Here is a 17,824-nt window from a genome sequence, read left to right as displayed (position 1 = left end):
TCGGTTCTGCTCATTTGGCTTAACGAAAACGTTCCGATTGCGAGAGCAAAACTACATTTTTCCGTTTATCCCCCCCTCAGTGCGGTAGTGAAAAAAATGTTAGTCCTCTGTGTTTCGTTTCATTTTGTGGTGCTAGCCCCTCCAAATAGCGATTGGAGTTTACAATATCGGCATTTGGGTATAGACCCTTCTAGCTCAGAATAATAAGCGAAATGCTCAGCGAGAGAGCGTCCACAAATGGATTCTCACTTAACTGTGCTTTTTAAGGGACGACTAGCTATTGTGGGTCTTTGTGAAACATTCGTCATGCGACACGCAGAATAAGTAGGCACATACCACCGTTTTGCCGTGATTTTATGAAAAATAATTCGGATTTTATTCTGTATTCTCCCAAGATATCATTATCTTTGCGAATAGATTATTCGAGCAGAATCAGGCTTTTTGCCGCACAGAAGAGTAGAGCAACCCGATTTATACCATATTTCTGCCTTAGCGCACGTCCTCTTCTTGATATTCAAATGCTTGATACTCTCCCTTGGTTTTGAAAGATAAACGAATTATGACAACCAATAATACCAAAACTTCTATCCGTGAAAAAATAGGGTATGGTCTAGGTGATATGTCTTCCAGTATGTTTTGGAAGATTTTTTCGTACTACCTGCCTATTTTCTATTCCGATGTGTTCGGGCTGAAGCCTGCACACGCAGCAATGCTGCTTTTGATTACCAAACTTTATGATGCTGTGTCAGACCCTGTGATGGGACTGATTGCCGATCGCACCCGCACGCGCTGGGGACGTTATCGTCCGTGGTTGTTGTGGGTGGCTTTGCCGTTTGCCTTGGTCGGGATTCTTTCTTTTTACACTCCCGATGCTAGCTACTCGTTCAAGCATGTTTATGCCTACGTCACCTATTTGATGATGATGACGGTGTACACTGCGATCAACGTGCCTTATGGTGCGATGCTCGGTGTGATGACAGAAGATAGTAACGAAAAATCTGTGTTTTCGTCCTATCGCATGTTCTTTGCCTACATCGGTAGTTTTGTGGCTATGGGATTGTTCGGCCTTTTTGAGAATCATGTGATAGGCACTGTCAATGCGGCAGGCAATGTCATCAAAGGGGTAGGCGATGCCTCTCCCATGCAGTGGACGATGATTGTGACTGTCATAGCTGTGCTGTGTGCTGTTCTTTTCATCTTTAGCTTTTTGATGACACGCGAAAGAGTGCAGTTGCCAGAGCAAAAAGAGAAGCAATCCATCAAGGAAGACATGAAGCACCTGCTCAAAAACAGCCCATGGTGGTTGTTGTTGGGGGCAGGCATCGGACAACTCTTGTTTGGTTCTATCCGTGGTGGTGCAGCTGCCTATTATTTTGCCAACATCTTGGGCACAGATGTACTCATCACCTGCGCTGTGTTTTTGACCATCGGTGAATTGGCGCAGATGGCAGGTGTGGCCTTTGCTGTACCTCTTGCACAAAAAGTTGGGAAGAAGACCACCTTCTTCGGTTCTCTCATCTTTATTGCGGTGGTGAGTGCCGTGATTTGGTTCCTCCCCGTCGAAACGCATGCTGGTATGATTGGACTCATTGCCAGTCAAATCGCCATCTGCATCGGTATTGGTGTGGGTGCGCCTATGATTTGGTCGATGATGGCCGACGTAGCCGACTATTCCATCTGGAAACATGGCAACGCTAGTACGGGATTGATTTTTTCATCCTCCTCCATGGCACAAAAGTTTGGTGGTGCTATCGGTGGCTTTATCCTCTTGCAGGTGCTCGCGTTTGCAGCCTATAACAAGGATGTCACTGTTCAAGCTCCCGAAACCTTGGCCGCTATTAAGGCGTTGATGAGCTGGATTCCAGCGATAGGAGCCCTTTTAGGAGCTTTGTGCTTGTTCTTCTATCCTCTGACCACGAAAAAAATGAACGAAATACAAAATAAATTATCATAATGGATAACAAACTGACCATACAAGGAGCACCGCTCCCCAATATGCCCTGGGAGAATCGTCCCGAATCTTGCAATGATGTTTTGTGGAGATTTTCTGCAAACCCTGTGATTCCTCGTGACCTCTTGCCCGACAGTAACAGTATCTTTAACTCTGCTGTAGTTCCTTTCAAAGACGGTTATGCCGGTGTGTTCCGCGTGGACGACAAGAACCGCCGCATGACTCTTCATGTGGGATTCTCCAAAGATGGTTTGAAGTGGGACATGAACCCCGACACCATCAAGTTTGTCGGTGCTGCTCCCGAAGTGGCAGAGTGGGGCTATGGTTATGACCCTCGTGTGGCTGAGATTGATGGCCGCTACTATGTGTCGTGGTGCAACGATCATCACGGCCCTACCATTGGATTGGCTTGGACCGACGACTTTGTGACCTTCCACCAACTGGAGAATGCCTTCTTGCCCTATAACCGTAATGGTGTGCTCTTCCCCAAGAAAATCAATGGCCACTTTGCCATGCTTTCTCGTCCTTCCGACACGGGACACACTGCGTTCGGTGACATCTTCTATAGCGAATCTCCCGATCTCGAATTTTGGGGACGTCATCGTCACGTAATGGCACCTGCTGAGTTCAAAGAGAGCGCATGGCAGTGCATGAAGATTGGGGCAGGGCCTGTGCCTATTGAGACTTCTGAGGGCTGGTTGCTCATCTATCATGGTGTGCTCCATTCTTGCAATGGCTACGTTTATGCGTTCGGTTCTGCGCTCTTAGACTTGGAACAACCTTGGAAGGTGCTTGCGCGAAGTGGACAATATCTGATTTCTCCTCGCGAAATTTATGAATTGGCAGGCGATGTGCCCAATGTGACCTTCCCCTGTGCTTCATTGCATGATCCCGAAACTGGAAGAATCGCTATCTACTATGGATGCGCTGACACCGTAACGGGATTGGCTTTCGGATATATCCCCGAAATCATTGAGTTTACCAAACGCACCAATATATTGAAATAATAATGAGATTTCTTGTCGCCGTAATCGCTCTACTCATTCCCTTCTTTTCCAGTGCGAGACAGCTGACGGATTATGTGCATCCATGGGTGGGGTCGTCCAATTTCGGGACGACCAACCCTGGTGCTGTATGTCCGAACGGAATGATGAGCATCTCTCCCTTCAATGTCACTGGATCGGAGAAAAACAAATGGGACAAAGACAGCCGATGGTGGTCTACGCCCTACACTTCAGACAACTGCTGGTTTACTGGTTTTTCTCACGTCAATCTTAGTGGAGTGGGATGTCCAGACTTGGGTACCATCATCACGATGCCTACCTCTGGAGAGCTCACGACCGACTATAAATTGTATGGAAGTGATTATACGGGCGAGACGGCGCAACCAGGCTATTATGCCTTGAAACTCTCAAAATATGACATCATGGCCGAGGTGGCGGCTACGATGCGCTCTTCTATTGAACGCTACACCTATCGCAAAGGTAAGGCGCATGTCATCGTCAATCTCGGACAAGGACTCACCAATGAATCTGGTGGCTTCATCAGAAAGGTCAGTGACACCGAAATTGAAGGCATGAGATTGTGCGGTGGATTTTGCTATCATTCGCAAGCGGTCTTTCCACAGTATTTTGTGATGCGGGTGAACAAGATTCCCAAAGAAGCGGGTTTTTGGAAGAAACAACCCAACATGACCGCCGAAGCAGAGTGGGACGAACATGCTGGGAAATACAAGGTTTACACAGACTATGCTCGCGAAATGGCGGGAGATGATCTCGGTTATCGTTTCACCTTTGATGCAGAAGACGGAGAGCAGATTTGTGTACAGATGGGTGTGTCGTTCGTGAATTGCGACAACGCGCGCCAGAATCTAGATGCTGAACAGCTAGGGTGCAACTTTGATCAGGTGCGTGATCAGGCACATCGCCAGTGGGAAGAAGCCCTCGAAAGGGTGAAAGTGAGTGGGGGCAGTGAGGAGCAGAAGAAAGTCTTCTATACGGCACTCTACCACGCGCTCTTGCACCCCAATGTGCTCAACGACGTCAATGGAGAATATCCCTTGATGCAAGGCGGCAAGTATGCTGCGCAAAATGGAATTGAGGTGGTGAAACCCGGCATTGGAAAGGTGGCACAAGGGCACAATCGTTACACGGTGTTTTCCCTTTGGGACACCAGTCGCAACCTACACCAACTGCTTGCCTTGGCATATCCCGAGAAACAAATAGACATGGTGCGCAGCATGGTGGACATGTACAAAGAATGGGGCTGGATGCCTAAGTGGGAACTGTATGGGCGCGAAACTTTCACCATGGAAGGCGACCCCGCTATTCCTGTGATAGCAGACACCTATCTAAAAGGACTCACCGATTTTGACATCCAAGCGGCCTATAAAGCCTGCCTCAAGTCTGCTAATACCCCTGGCAAAGACAACAAGATTCGCCCTGATGTGGATCCTTATATCGAAAAAGGCTACATCCCCCTAGGTTATTTTGCGCAGGACTTCTCTGGAGATAACTCCGTGTCTCATGCTTTGGAATATTACGTAGCCGACAATGCTTTGGCTTTGTTGTCCGACAAACTAGCGCAAGAAGCCACCGGCAGTGCGCAGAAGGCAGAATATCAAAAGTATGCCAAAGAGTTTAGAAAACGCTCCAAAGGTTGGAGGCATTACTACAGCAAAGAGTCTGGCACCTTGCGCCCCTTGAACAGCGATGGCACATTCCTCTCTCCCTTCAATCCCAAAGATGGGGCAGACTTCTCCAATACCCCGGGTTTTCACGAGGGTAGTGCGTGGAACTACACATTCTATGTGCCCCACGACATCGAAGGGCTAGCAAAGGCTATGGGCGGCGGCAAAGCTTTTGTTGCCAAACTGCAAAAAGTGTTTGATGAAGGACTTTACGATCCTGCCAACGAACCTGACATTGCCTATCCTTTCCTCTTCAGCCGATTCAAAGGCGAGGAGCACCGCACGCCCCAAACTGTGGCTGCCCTCTTGAAGAAGTATTACACCACTCGCCCCGATGGCATTCCTGGCAACGACGATACCGGAGTGATGTCCGCATGGGCTGTGTTTAGCATGATCGGGATGTATCCCGACTGTCCAGGCGAACCCCATTACACGATGTTCCAACCTGTCTTTGACAGCATAGAAATCAATGGGAAATACGTCATTCGCAAGGAACAGAAAATTAAGAAACACCGTATCACACACCAAGAATTTGTCAGAGATTATGCAAAATAACCGAGGATTCAGTCTCAAAGAGGCTTTCAGAGGCTTCCGCACGATAGCATTATTTACGGCTTTATCGAGCACAGCTTTGTCGTGCGTTAATGCGAAGATGGACACTTACGCCAAACACGTGGACACCCGCATCGGCACTGGAGGACATGGTCACGTCTTTGTAGGGGCGAATGTACCCTTTGGTATGGTGCAGTTAGGCCCTACAAGTGTGCCGCAAGAGTGGGACTGGACATCGGGCTACCATGCTTCGGATAGCACGGTGATTGGATTTTCCCACACCCACTTGAGTGGTACGGGAATTGGCGATTTGTTTGACATCACCGTCATGCCTGTAGTTGGCAAGTCCGTGTATGAAAGAGGTAAAGTGGGACAACCCGAAACGGGGCTTTGGTCGTATGCTGATCGCTCGAAAGAAGTTTCTATCCCAGGATATTACAGTGTTCCCCTCACGCGCTACGGCATTTTGGCAGAACTCACCGCCACCGACAGAGTGGGGCTCCACCGCTACACCTTCCCCAAATCGGATGAGGCTGCCATCGTGCTCGATCTTGAGAATGGCGGTTGCTGGGACAAGGCAGAAGATACTCACATCGAGGTGGTAGACGGCAATAGCATCCGTGGATGGCGACACTCCAAGGGATGGGCAAAAGCGCAAAAGATGTTCTTCTATTCCGTGTTCTCTAAACCTTTTGAAAAGAACGAGAAGATGTTCATCCAAAAGGATGGTCAGACCAGATATGCCCGATTCTCTTTCCGTACACAGCAAGGCGAGCAAGTGTTGATGAAAGTTGGCATCTCTGCCGTAAGCATGGACGGTGCGAAGAAGGCAGTTGAGAAAGAACAACCTGCTTGGGAATTTGAAAAGACGAAAAAGCAGGCTTGGGAACGCTGGAACAAGGAACTCTCAAAAATCAAAATTGAGACTTCCGACGATGCTTCTCGCAAAATTTTCTACACAGCGCTCTATCACACCATGGTGGCACCTTCGCTCTTCTCAGATGTCGACGGAGCATACAGAGGTGCTGATGGTAAGGTCTACAACAAGTCGCGCAACGTCTACACGACCATGTCGCTTTGGGACACTTACCGCGCTGCGATGCCCTTGTATCACATCATTCATCCCTCCAAGCGTGCGGATTTGATCAACACGATGTTGGACATCTTCGATGAACAAGGGAAGTTGCCCGTATGGCATCTCATGGGCAACGAAACCGACTGCATGGTGGGTAATCCCGGCGTGATTGCTGTGGCTGAGGCCATCGTCAAAGGAATAGAAGGCATCGACAAAGAGAGAGCTTATAAGGCTTGCAAGGCTTCGGTGATGCTCGACGAACGCGGACAAGATATTCGCAAGAAATATGGTTACATCCCTTGTGACTTATACGAAGAAGCCTGTGCCAACGACATGGAATATGCCATTGCCGATGCAGCCGTAGCCAATGCGGCTCGTGTGCTAGGTCATCACGAAGACGAAAAGTTCTTCAAAAATCGCAGCCACAGTTGGAGAAATTTCTTTGACAAAGAGACCCTGTTTGTGAGAGGTCGCACAGCCGATGGCGGTTGGCGCACTCCTTTCAATCCTTTCTCCGCGGAGCACCGCGCCAATGACTATTGCGAAGGCAATGCTTGGCAATACACTTGGCTTGCACCCCACGATTTGAAGGGCTTGCTCGAGGCTTTCGGAGGCAGAGAAAAGATGACGCACCGTCTCGACTCTCTCTTTAAAGCTCCCTCAGTACTTGGCAAGGACGCGTCTCCCGACATGTCTGGCTTGATTGGGCAATACGTTCATGGCAACGAACCCAGTCACCACATCATCTATCTCTACACCATGTCTGGTCAACCATGGAAGACGGCTGACAAGGTGCGTGAGATTCTCGAAGGTCAATATCACGCAGTGCCTGATGGACTTTCGGGCAATGAGGATGTGGGTCAGATGTCGGCTTGGTACATCTTGACCGCCATGGGCTTCTACAACGTAGAACCTGCTTCGACAAAGTATTGGTTTGGTAGTCCTCTCTTTGACAAAGTTTCGATTGTAGTGAGCAAAGACGGCAAGACGAAGTTTGACATCAACACGGTGAATAACAGCAAAGAGAACAAGTATATCCAAAAAATTACACTCAATGGCCATGAGTGGGACAAGCCTTATATAGAATATGGCGACATCGTCAAAGGCGGAAAGCTCACTTTCTACATGGGTGCACAACCTGCAGTGTGGTACAATTGGGAAACTGCCAACGAAGCGGAAAAATAAGTCATCAAATCAGGCGATAACAAAGGTTTGTTTTGGGCTTTAGCGCAGGCACTACTGGCAAAATACCTTCTGAGTATTGGGAGGATAGGGGAAACGTTTCCCCATCCTCACTAAGAGCGGAAACAGCTGTTGGCAAGCCCAAGGCTTTTCCCTCCTTCTCGAAAAAAATCTTTGAACAACGAATAATAGCAAAGCATGAATATATTTGAAGATAGTCGTACTGTGCTGACTTTGGATGCAGGCGGTACTAACATGGTTTTCGGAGCCATGAAAGGTGGCAAACCCACTCCTTTCTCTGTGACACTCCCTTCTAATGCCCACGATTTGGACCTATGTCTAAATACAATGGTCGAAGGTTTCAGCCGTGTGATTGAAACACTCTCTGAAAAACCGCTTGCCATCAGTTTCGCCTTCCCTGGCCCTGCTGATTACCCCAACGGTATCATCGGAGGATTCCTCCCCAATTTCCCCTCCTTCCGTGATGGTGTGGCACTCGGGCCTTTCTTGCAAAAGAAGTTTGGTATCCCTGTCTTCATCAACAATGATGGTGACCTCTATGCTTATGGCGAGGCACTTGGAGGCGTGTTGCCCGAGGTCAATGCCAAGATTGCTGAGCAAGGTGGAAAGAAGCACTATAAGAACCTCATTGGCTACACCTTTGGCACGGGATTAGGCATCGGTTGCGTGATTGGTGGAAAATTAAATATCGGAGATAACTCCTGCGTAGAAACTTTCTGCTTGCCACACCCCGATAATCGCGACGTCATCATCGAAGATGGTGCTGCTATCCGTGCGGTGAAACGTGTCTATGGCGAGTTGTCGGGAGATGCCAACCACGGTTTGGAACCCAAGGACATTGCAGCCATTGCTCACGGAGAGCAAGAAGGGAATCAAGAAGCTGCCATCAAGGCCTTTGCCAAAATGGGTGAAGTGGCAGGTGAAGCTATCCGTGTGGCAGTCACTCTCATGGACGGCCTTGTGGTCATTGGCGGTGGCATCATGGGCAGTCACGATTTGCTCATGCCCAGCATCCTCAAAACCTTGCGTGGCAAGATTCACACGATGGCCGGTGATGAACTCGATCGCGTGCAGATGAAGGTGTATAACATTGATGAATCTGCCGAATTTGAAGCCTTTGTTAAAGGTGAGGCTCGTGAAATCAAAATCTATGGCTCGGAAGAAACTGTGGTCTATGATCCACAAAAGCGCATTGGTATCATGCGTTCCAAGATTGGAGCTTCTGCTGCCATCTCACTCGGAGCCTATGCCTTCGCCCTTTCTAAACTAGATGAGCTATCAAATAACTAATGAATATGTTGTATCCTATTAAGTTTAATCCACTCTTGAAGTCTTTGGTTTGGGGTGGAGAAAAAATTGCGCCATACAAAGGAATCAAGACAGAACTGCATAATGTCGGCGAAAGCTGGGAAATCTCTGGCGTGCCTGGTAATGAGTCCGTAGTGGCAGAAGGTAGTCTGGCTGGAAAGACCGTTGTAGAACTCTTGGAAGAGTACAAAGAACAGATTGTGGGTCGTCATGTCTATGACAACACTGGCAATCAGTTCCCCTTGCTCATTAAGTTTATCGATGCAGCTTCCGATTTGAGCATCCAAGTGCATCCCGATGATGCCTTGGCTGGTGTACGTCACAATGGTTCTAAAGGTAAAACCGAAATGTGGTATGTCATCGAAGCTGACAAAGATGCTTACCTGCTTTCTGGCCTTTCTAAAACGATTACGCCCGAGGAATACGAAAAAATGGTGGAAGACAACACCATTACTGATGTCATTGCTCGTCACAATGTCAAGAAGGGCGACGTCTTCTTCTTGCCTGCGGGGCGCATTCACGCAATTTGTGGCGGATGCTTCATTGCTGAAATCCAACAGACTTCCGACATCACCTATCGCATCTACGACTACGGCCGTATGGGATTGGACGGTAAGCCCAGAGAGTTGCACACGGAACTGGCGAAAGATGCCATTGACTTCAAGGCATATTCCGACTACAGAACGGACTATGTGACACGTAAGAACGAAAACACTCCTTTGGTGGAGTGCCAATACTTCACTACTTCTCTCTTGGATTTGCAACAACCTCTCACCGAGGAATTGGCAGCTAGAGACTCGTTCACCATAGTCATCTGCACAGAAGGCGAAGGTACGGTGACTGTGGAAGGCGACAACATCGATCCACAACACAAAACAGTCTCCTTGCGCCAAGGTGAAACAGTTCTTGTGCCTGCATGCGCCACTCGAATGATGGTGACTCCCTCAAGCAATATCAAGGTGCTCACTAGCTACATCAAGTAAGCGTGTAAGCCATCTCGTGTAGGCTATCTGTTATCTCTCGCCCATCCCTCACGCTTCTTCTGTGAGTTCACACACTCCATAGACTTGAGAATAGGCACATTGGTTCTAAGGATTCCTTGTGACATCCTTTTACTTGGGAGACTTTCACTCTGAAATCCTTCATAATGTAAGATTTCTGTCAGATAATCCTCACTTCAAACAAAACACCTCATTATGACTCGATGCCATAATGAGGTGTTTTTTGTTCTTTCTTTGCCGTGAGACAAAAGAATAGAGTAGCAGTGGGGGGATTTATTCCCACTCGATGGTTGAAGGTGGTTTTGAGGAGATATCGTAACATACGCGGTTTACGCCACGCACATTGTTGATAATCTCATTGCTCACCTTTGCCAAGAAGTCGTAAGGGAGGTGGCTCCAGTCGGCAGTCATAGCATCGGTAGAGGTTACAGCGCGGAGTGCCACGGCTTGTTCGTAGGTACGTTCGTCACCCATCACGCCCACACTCTTCACGGGGAGGAGCATCACGCCAGCTTGCCATACTTGGTCGTAGAGTGAAACCTCAATCTCTCCGTGTTCGGGAGCATCGTTAGGCACACCAGCAGCGAGCACACGGCGAGCTGTGTCCACGTCCATCTTAACCTTGTAGTCGTGGAGACCACGGATGAAGATGTCGTCGGCATCTTGGAGGATGCGCACCTTTTCGGGGGTGATGTCGCCCAAGATGCGCACGGCAAGACCAGGGCCAGGGAAGGGGTGTCGGTTGATGAGGTGCTCAGGCATGCCCATTTGACGACCCACACGGCGCACTTCGTCTTTGAACAACCATTGGAGTGGTTCGCAAATCTTGAGGTGCATCTTTTCGGGAAGACCGCCCACGTTGTGATGGCTCTTGATTACCTTGCCGGTGATGTTGAGCGACTCAATACGGTCGGGATAGATGGTGCCTTGTGCCAACCACTTCGCATCGGTGATCTTCATGGCTTCTGCGTTGAATACATCGATGAAACCTGCACCGATGATCTTACGCTTGCTTTCGGGTTCTTCGACACCAGCCAGTTCTGTGAAGAACTTTTCGCTAGCATCTACGCCAATCACATTCAGACCAAGGCATTTGTAGTCTTCCATCACCGCGTTAAATTCATCCTTGCGGAGCATACCGTGGTCCACAAAGATACAAGTGAGGTTGCTGCCGATAGCCTTGTTGAGCAACACGGCTGCTACAGAAGAGTCTACACCACCGGAAAGACCGAGAATTACGCGGTCGTTGCCCAACTGCACCTTGAGTTCAGCCACAGTGCTGTCTACGAAAGAAGCAGGACTCCAGTCTTGATGGCTACCACAAATATCCACCACAAAGTTGCGCAGCAAGGTGCTGCCTTGGAGTGAGTGGAACACTTCGGGGTGGAATTGCACACCCCACAGTTGTTCGTTTTCAGCCTGGTAAGCAGCATACTTCACTTGTGGCGTAGAAGCGATGCAACGGAAACCTTCGGGGATGGCAGTGATGGTGTCGCCATGGCTCATCCACACTTGAGAGTTTTCGTGAAAATCACGGAAGAGAGGGTTGTTGTGCTCAAAGGTCGTGAGGTTAGCACGACCATATTCGCGCGTGTTGGCTGGTTCCACCTTACCACCATAGATGTGCGACATATATTGCGCACCATAGCAGATGCCCAATATAGGAAGACGTCTACGGATTTTGGAAAGATCTACCTGAAAGGCTTCAGGATCGTAGACACTGAAAGGCGATCCCGAAAGAATGACGCCAATCACTGAGGGATCATCGTGTGGAAACTTGTTGTAAGGCAAGATTTCGCAAAAAGTGTCGAGTTCACGGACGCGGCGACCGATGAGCTGTGTGGTCTGCGAACCGAAGTCAAGGATAATGATTTTCTGTTGCATATATAGAGTTTAGAACGCTTCTAGGGCGCTGTGGTGCTTAACACCAAGTTGATTATGAGAAAGCTGAAATATAAGCAATCCCTATCATAAGTTCATGATTAGAAAGACTTTGAGTCGTTATCCAAAACTGACAAGTGGCGCAAACGTCCGTGCGTCCGCGCCACTTGGGCATTATGCTTTAGATTGCTTTTCGAGCAAGTCACGAATCTGCGTGAGCAGTTCTTCCTGCGTTGGACCAGCAGGAGGAGCAGGAGCAGCAGGTTCTTCCTTCTTCTTCAAAGCCTGGATGCCACGCACGAGCATGAACACGCAGAAAGCCACGATGAGGAAGTCGAACACTGTCTGAATAAAGTTACCATAGTTGATCGTCACCTCTGTTTGTCCTTCAATGGCTGCAGGAAGTTTCACAGAAAGATCCTTGAAGTCCACGCCACCAATGAGCCACCCGATGGGAGGCATGATGAGGTCGTCTACAATGGAGGAAACGATTTTACCAAAGGCACCACCAATGATGACACCGACAGCCAAATCTACAGCGTTTCCTTTAACTGCAAACGCCTTGAAGTCTTGAAAAAATGATGATTTCGACATTTAGTCTGAATTTTTATCTGTAATGCACTGCAAAAGTAAAACTTTCTTCGTATTTTTGCGGTACGAAAGTGGGAAAAAAGTGTAGATAAACCTATATTTCTCGTTTTCTCGCTCAGAAGACATCTTCTTGATGTTCAAAATCTGATCCTAACAACTCAATTTCATAACAACATCATTTATCATGATTAAAGTAGGTATCAACGGTTTCGGTCGTATCGGCCGTTTCGTATTCCGCGCCGCTGTAGAAAACCGCAGCGACATCCAGATTGTAGGTATCAATGACCTCTGCCCAGTAGACTACTTGGCTTACATGCTCAAGTACGACACCATGCACGGTCAATTCAGCGGCACTATCGATTTCTGCACTGAAGAAAACGTACTCATCGTTAACGGTCAAAAGATCCGTGTCACTGCAGAACGCAATCCTGCTGACCTCAAGTGGAACGAAGTAGAAGCTGAATACGTGGTTGAATCAACTGGTCTCTTCCTCTCTAAGGAAAAGGCTCAAGGCCACATCGACGCTGGTGCTAAGTACGTAGTTATGTCTGCTCCTTCTAAGGACGACACTCCTATGTTCGTAACTGGTGTTAACCTCGACACTTACGTTAAGGGTACTCAATTCGTTTCTAACGCTTCTTGCACCACTAACTGCTTGGCTCCTATCGCTAAGGTTCTTCACGACAAGTGGGGTATCGTTGATGGCTTGATGACTACTGTACACTCTACTACTGCTACTCAAAAGACTGTTGACGGTCCTTCTCTCAAGGACTGGCGTGGTGGTCGTGCTGCTGCTGGCAACATCATTCCTTCTTCTACTGGTGCTGCTAAGGCTGTAGGTAAGGTTATCCCCGAGCTCAACGGTAAGCTCACTGGTATGTCTATGCGTGTTCCTACTCTCGACGTATCTGTAGTTGACCTCACTGTTAACTTGGCTAAGCCTGCTAAGTACGACGAAATCTGCGCTGCTATGAAGGAAGCTGCTGAAGGTGAACTCAACGGTGTTCTCGGCTACACTGAAGATGCAGTTGTTTCTTCTGACTTCCTCGGTGATGTTCGCACTTCTATCTTCGACGCTAAGGCTGGTATCGCTCTCACTGATACTTTCGTGAAGGTTGTATCTTGGTACGACAACGAAATCGGCTACTCTAACAAGGTGCTCGACCTCATCGCTCACATGAAGAAGGTTAACGGCTAATCATTGCCCCCTTGTTACTTCGTCTGAAGTAGACAATACATTTGCCATCCTACTCAACAGTAGGGTGGCAATTTTTGTTTCTAAACGCTCAAATTGCTCCCCACAAGCTTGGGTAGCCAGCACGCTTGCCATCCTATTACTCAGCTGTCCTCTCATTCTATTGTCCGATAATCAAACACCACTAGACTATAAGGCAACAAAAGCCCCGAACATCTCACGGATGATCGGGGGTAGATTAATGGATAAGGAGGCTGGCAGTGTCCTAAGGTCACCGTCAACCCTCTGTTTTCTTCATGTTGAAGAAATCCACATCGCGGCGATAGGTTTGGAAAGCCGCAAAGGAAGTGTCGTATTGTTTAAAGAATTCGAAGGCAGCATCGCAGACCTTTTGGATGTCAAAGGCGAGGAAGTCCACATAGACGTGGAAACGTCCTACAGCACGGCCGATGAAGTCAGCATAATTCCCCTTTGGATGTGTGCGGAGGTAGTTTTCGAGAGTAGTGCATGCTGCATCGATGGCAGCTTCGCGTTCAGCTTCCTCCATTTCGTCAAGTCCAGGCACGTCGAAGGCGAAAAAGCCACCCACGCAACCGAAACGATGGAAGAAATTCATGAGCCCAGATTCGTCTTTTGCAAATTCGCTTACAAAACGTGGAATCGTCGTTGTTCCAGTTTGGATGTCTAATCGGAGGTCGGTGGGCTCAATATCCTCTTGATCTCCGAAACGATAGTTCATCGTGCCCTGTAAGATGACATCGATGTTTTCCCAACGAGGATCCTTGGAATAAAGCATGGCAAGCATATCGCGAAGTTCAGAGAGTTTGAAGCTGTCTTCTTCACTGGGGGCTTCTTCCAGCACATTAATCACCGATATAAACTCCGTATTGACCAATTCGCCCACGGCATTATCTACCAATACTTCGGCACGCCACCAAGCAGGACTATCACCTTCCAGCAACAGTGGGTGGTAAACACCTACACTAATGCTTTCGCCACCTTCATCTTTGGTGAAATACACTAGCACTTCTTCTGCAGAAATCACTCCTTCACCGAAATCGACGTACAAATCAGGGTTGGCAGTTCTACCAACGGAGAATTTCCAATGCTCGCGCACTGATTCGGGCATGCGACTCAGGAAAAAGCGGAAAAGGGGATAGAGCATCCAAGTACCATCGGCAGAAAGGATGATGTGGTAATTCTGCGAGCCAATCTCAAACGCCAGATTTGGGAAAGCTAGTTTCAAACTAGAGAATGCCAATTCTTGGATTTCATCACCAGAAGCTCCGTTGTCCACGAGCTGGCGCAGCTCTGCTTCTTGCTCTGCAAAGGCTTCCCATGCCTTTTCCACGCGGTCTGCAAACGAACCTTTGGTGTATCGGGGAAAGGCTAGGTACTTGTAGCAGTCGGCGAGCATTTCTTTTGTGTCGGCAGCTAGCGACTCATAAGGCTCACCCTCGAGAGTGCGAATGAAGTATTCGGCAGCTTCCCCCTCGCGGTCAAGCTGATAGAGTGCAAAGCCCATGCGGTGATTCCAGAGTTCGTCTTTCTCTGTTGCTTCATCACGAACACTTTCTAGCACACGAATAGCAGTTTCGTAGTGTTCGGGATTATCATCTTGGGCAGCGAGGTTGTTGTAGGCTCTAGCCAACCAACCTACGCGTTCGTTGGTCAGTTTATGAGGTGGGAGCGATTCGAGCAATTTGATAATCTTGGCAGGCTCATTGTTTTCATGCCACTCCGCTATTTGTTCATGGATGTCTTTTATCATAGTTCTGTAGTTGTGAAGTGTTCTGTAAATCCACTAATGAAATAGTGTATAACGAAAAACGTGGTATCTTCGAGCGTGTTGTCGATGATACCACGTTTTATAGAAATGTAGGCTTATTCCCAACCGAGGGCAGAGGCACCAAGCAAGGCAGCTTCAGCACCCTTAAGGGTAGAAACGAGCAATTTAGCTTTAACTTTGAAAATCTTAAGCACGTGTTGGTCGTATGCGCGACGGAGAGGCTCCATCAAATACTCACCAGCTTTGGCCAAACCACCGAAGAATACAAAGGCTTCAGGGGTGTTGAAGGTGGCGAAGTCAGCGCAGGTGCGACCGAGAAGAGTACCAGTATATTCAAAGATATCGAGCGCAATCTTGTCACCCTTTTCTGCAGCTTGGAACACATCAAACGAAGTAATCTTGTCTGGATCGATGTCACGCAAGGGAGAGGGAGTATCAGATTTTACCAAGAATTCGCGAGCAGTGCGTGCCACGCCAGTAGCAGAGCAGTAAGTTTCGAGACAACCCTTGCGACCGCAACCGCATGGACGACCAGCTTCTGTGTGATCAATCACTACGTGACCGAGTTCACCCGCAAAACCGTCAGAACCATAGACCACGCGACCGTCTACTACGATGCCAGAACCCACACCTGTGCCGAGGGTAATCATGATGAAGTTCTTCATACCACGTGCCACACCATAGGTCATTTCACCCAAGGCAGCAGCGTTAGCATCGTTGGTCACGCGAACGGGGATGCCCAATGCCTTTTCAAAGAGGTCGCAGATGGGCACTTCACCTTGCCAAATCAAGTTGGCTGCGCGCTCAATTGTACCATTATAGAAGTTGCCACTTGGAGCACCGATACCCATACCACGAATGTTGTCGATGCCGCCTACCACGTCCAATGCTGGTTGCAAGGCTTTCACCGCAGCCGCTACATAGTCGTTGATGTCGGGGTAGTCTTTCGTTGCAATAGCTGTTTGTGCAATGATAGTACCGCGTTGATCCACAATACCAAATACGGAGTTCGTGCCGCCCATGTCTAGGCCAATCACGTAGGGTTTTTCGAGGATTTCTTCCATAATGGATATAATTGAGATATATTATACTGAGTTTACAGAGCTTTTCGCTCCTTTCTATGCTGCAAATACAAGGAGAAAAAATGAACTTTCCAACGCTTATGATATTCTTTTTGTAAGTAGACCTGACATTTTTACACCTAAATGTGCATCTCTCTCAGCGTTTCTTTTTAGTTCAAGAGTGAAAATCGAGCAGGGCTGAAGATTTCCTAACGCACCTAAATAAAAATAGATTAGGAAATACTAGGTTATGTCTTTACTTTTTGTATCTTTGCAAGCGAACTCCTATTATAACAACTAACATCTCTAACCATGAGACATTCAGCTTTTATTCTTACTTGCGCTTTGTGTAGCTGTATGGCTACCCAAGCCCATGCGCATGTTTCGCTTCCTCCTTCAGTGGAGCAGGAAGAAATGGTGTCAAACGCTCAAACTAATCCCCTCTCTTCTGCCGTAGGTGATGCTTCTCAGGCGCAGACACAAAGCATGTCTGCGCAGTCCAACGCCACTGGTTTCAAGCCCACTCTCAACCTTGGTGGCTGCATCATCACACAGTATTCCTACACCGATCGCGAGGACAAAGCCAGCGATGGCGGTTTCAATGTCCGCATCGTCCGTGCAGTAGCCCATGGTAAGGTGTGGAACGATGTAGCTTATCGTTTGCAGCTAGAACTCAGTGGGGCACCCGGCATCGATCGAGGGGCTAGAGTGCTAGATGCTTACGCAGAATGGACTAGATTTGCCGAATGGCAACCTCGAATGGGGCAGTTCAAACGCTGCTTCGGTTTTGAAAATCCCATCCATCCCATGAATGTGGGCATGGGATCTTTCTCACAAATGACCCAGAGATTACAGAGCATCAACGACCGTATTGGTGAACACGTGTCGAATGGTCGCGACATCGGTTTCCAGATGCAAGGTGATTTCTTGCCCCAAGCCGATGGGCATCGCCTCTTGCACTACCAAGTGGGTGTCTACAATGGTCAAGGCACTAACCACGTGGATGTTGATAAGCACAAAGATCTCATCGGAGGTTTGTGGGTAATGCCCACCAAGGAACTGCGCATTGGTGCTTTCGGTTGGGATGGTTATTACACCAATGAGAAAAATCCCACCGAGACCCTACGTCGTGTGCGCTACGACCTCGGTTTCACCTACGAAGGTGCGGTGAGTGCACGTGCCGAATATGCCCACAGTGTGGGAGGAACCACCCGCGGTGGAGCCACGAGAAGTGATGGTTGGTATGCCATGTTGGGCGTTCCCGTGCCACAATGCGAAAACCTAAAGTTCTATGGTCGTTGGGATTGCTACCGTGATGATGCCACTCGTTGGGATGGTCTGGTCACCAACTGGGGGCTTACTGCCAACTATTATTTAGGCAAAAACTACGATTTCCAAGTGAACTACACGCACACCGTAGATCGTAATCTCTCACTTCGTGCAGGACACTACAACACAATCGACGTGCAGGTGTGTGCAAAATTCTAACTAAATGCTCCATTGACATAAACTCTTGTCATAGAGCTTT

General features: G+C 48.4%; 13 protein-coding genes. 9 read left to right on the top strand and 4 right to left on the bottom strand.

Annotated elements, in window-relative coordinates:
* The 7 genes from HMPREF9999_RS10720 to HMPREF9999_RS04900 all read left to right on the top strand — a co-directional run.
* Nucleotides 1-204 (top strand): hypothetical protein (locus HMPREF9999_RS10720; protein WP_232301277.1); only part of this gene is annotated, 204 nt, incomplete at its 5' end.
* 355 nt (nt 205-559) lie between these two features.
* The gene (locus tag HMPREF9999_RS04925) at nt 560-1,954 is read left to right on the top strand and encodes an MFS transporter (RefSeq protein WP_009437338.1); all 1,395 of its coding nucleotides are present in this window, start codon (nt 560-562) and stop codon (nt 1,952-1,954) included.
* Nucleotides 1,954-2,958 carry a glycoside hydrolase family 130 protein gene (locus HMPREF9999_RS04920; RefSeq protein ID WP_009437337.1) on the top strand — a complete coding sequence of 335 codons (1,005 nt, stop codon included), beginning with the start codon at nt 1,954-1,956 and terminating at the stop codon, nt 2,956-2,958. Before HMPREF9999_RS04925 ends, HMPREF9999_RS04920 begins: the two co-directional genes overlap by 1 nt.
* Nucleotides 2,959-2,960: 2 nt before the next feature.
* The gene (locus HMPREF9999_RS04915) at nt 2,961-5,195 is read left to right on the top strand and encodes a GH92 family glycosyl hydrolase (RefSeq protein ID WP_009437336.1); all 2,235 of its coding nucleotides are present in this window, start codon (nt 2,961-2,963) and stop codon (nt 5,193-5,195) included.
* Nucleotides 5,185-7,452, top strand: a complete 2,268-nt coding sequence (locus HMPREF9999_RS04910; RefSeq protein WP_009437335.1) for a GH92 family glycosyl hydrolase — start codon at nt 5,185-5,187, stop codon at nt 7,450-7,452. Before HMPREF9999_RS04915 ends, HMPREF9999_RS04910 begins: the two co-directional genes overlap by 11 nt.
* Nucleotides 7,453-7,647: 195 nt before the next feature.
* Nucleotides 7,648-8,760 carry an ROK family protein gene (locus tag HMPREF9999_RS04905; protein ID WP_009437333.1) on the top strand — a complete coding sequence of 371 codons (1,113 nt, stop codon included), beginning with the start codon at nt 7,648-7,650 and terminating at the stop codon, nt 8,758-8,760.
* 8 nt (nt 8,761-8,768) lie between these two features.
* Nucleotides 8,769-9,761 carry a type I phosphomannose isomerase catalytic subunit gene (locus HMPREF9999_RS04900; protein WP_198144625.1) on the top strand — a complete coding sequence of 331 codons (993 nt, stop codon included), beginning with the start codon at nt 8,769-8,771 and terminating at the stop codon, nt 9,759-9,761.
* 291 nt (nt 9,762-10,052) lie between these two features.
* Here HMPREF9999_RS04900 and guaA read toward each other — a convergent pair whose 3' ends face one another.
* On the bottom strand, nt 10,053-11,663 hold the full coding sequence (gene guaA / locus HMPREF9999_RS04895) for a glutamine-hydrolyzing GMP synthase (RefSeq protein ID WP_009437331.1): 1,611 nt from the start codon (nt 11,661-11,663) through the stop codon (nt 10,053-10,055).
* 171 nt (nt 11,664-11,834) lie between these two features.
* A complete protein-coding gene (mscL, locus tag HMPREF9999_RS04890; protein WP_009437329.1) occupies nt 11,835-12,254 on the bottom strand; it encodes a large-conductance mechanosensitive channel protein MscL in 420 nt (139 codons plus the stop codon).
* Between the two features lie 181 nt (nt 12,255-12,435).
* Here mscL and gap point away from each other — a divergent pair, with 181 nt between their 5' ends.
* Nucleotides 12,436-13,449 carry a type I glyceraldehyde-3-phosphate dehydrogenase gene (gap, locus tag HMPREF9999_RS04885; RefSeq protein WP_009437327.1) on the top strand — a complete coding sequence of 338 codons (1,014 nt, stop codon included), beginning with the start codon at nt 12,436-12,438 and terminating at the stop codon, nt 13,447-13,449.
* A 274-nt stretch (nt 13,450-13,723) separates the two neighbouring features.
* On the opposite strand, the gene HMPREF9999_RS04880 is transcribed toward gap, so the two are convergent.
* Nucleotides 13,724-15,217, bottom strand: coding sequence for a hypothetical protein (locus HMPREF9999_RS04880; RefSeq protein WP_009437325.1), 1,494 nt, complete (start codon nt 15,215-15,217; stop codon nt 13,724-13,726).
* A gap of 113 nt (nt 15,218-15,330) precedes the next feature.
* Nucleotides 15,331-16,299, bottom strand: a complete 969-nt coding sequence (locus tag HMPREF9999_RS04875; RefSeq protein WP_009437324.1) for an ROK family protein — start codon at nt 16,297-16,299, stop codon at nt 15,331-15,333.
* A 354-nt stretch (nt 16,300-16,653) separates the two neighbouring features.
* On the opposite strand from HMPREF9999_RS04875, the gene HMPREF9999_RS04865 reads away from it, so the two are divergent.
* On the top strand, nt 16,654-17,784 hold the full coding sequence (locus tag HMPREF9999_RS04865; protein WP_009437322.1) for a porin: 1,131 nt from the start codon (nt 16,654-16,656) through the stop codon (nt 17,782-17,784).
* Nucleotides 17,785-17,824 lie beyond the last annotated feature (40 nt).

Source organism: Alloprevotella sp. oral taxon 473 str. F0040, from assembly GCF_000318095.2.
Lineage (GTDB): Bacteria > Bacteroidota > Bacteroidia > Bacteroidales > Bacteroidaceae > Alloprevotella.
This window is presented reverse-complemented; position numbering and strand designations above follow the sequence as displayed.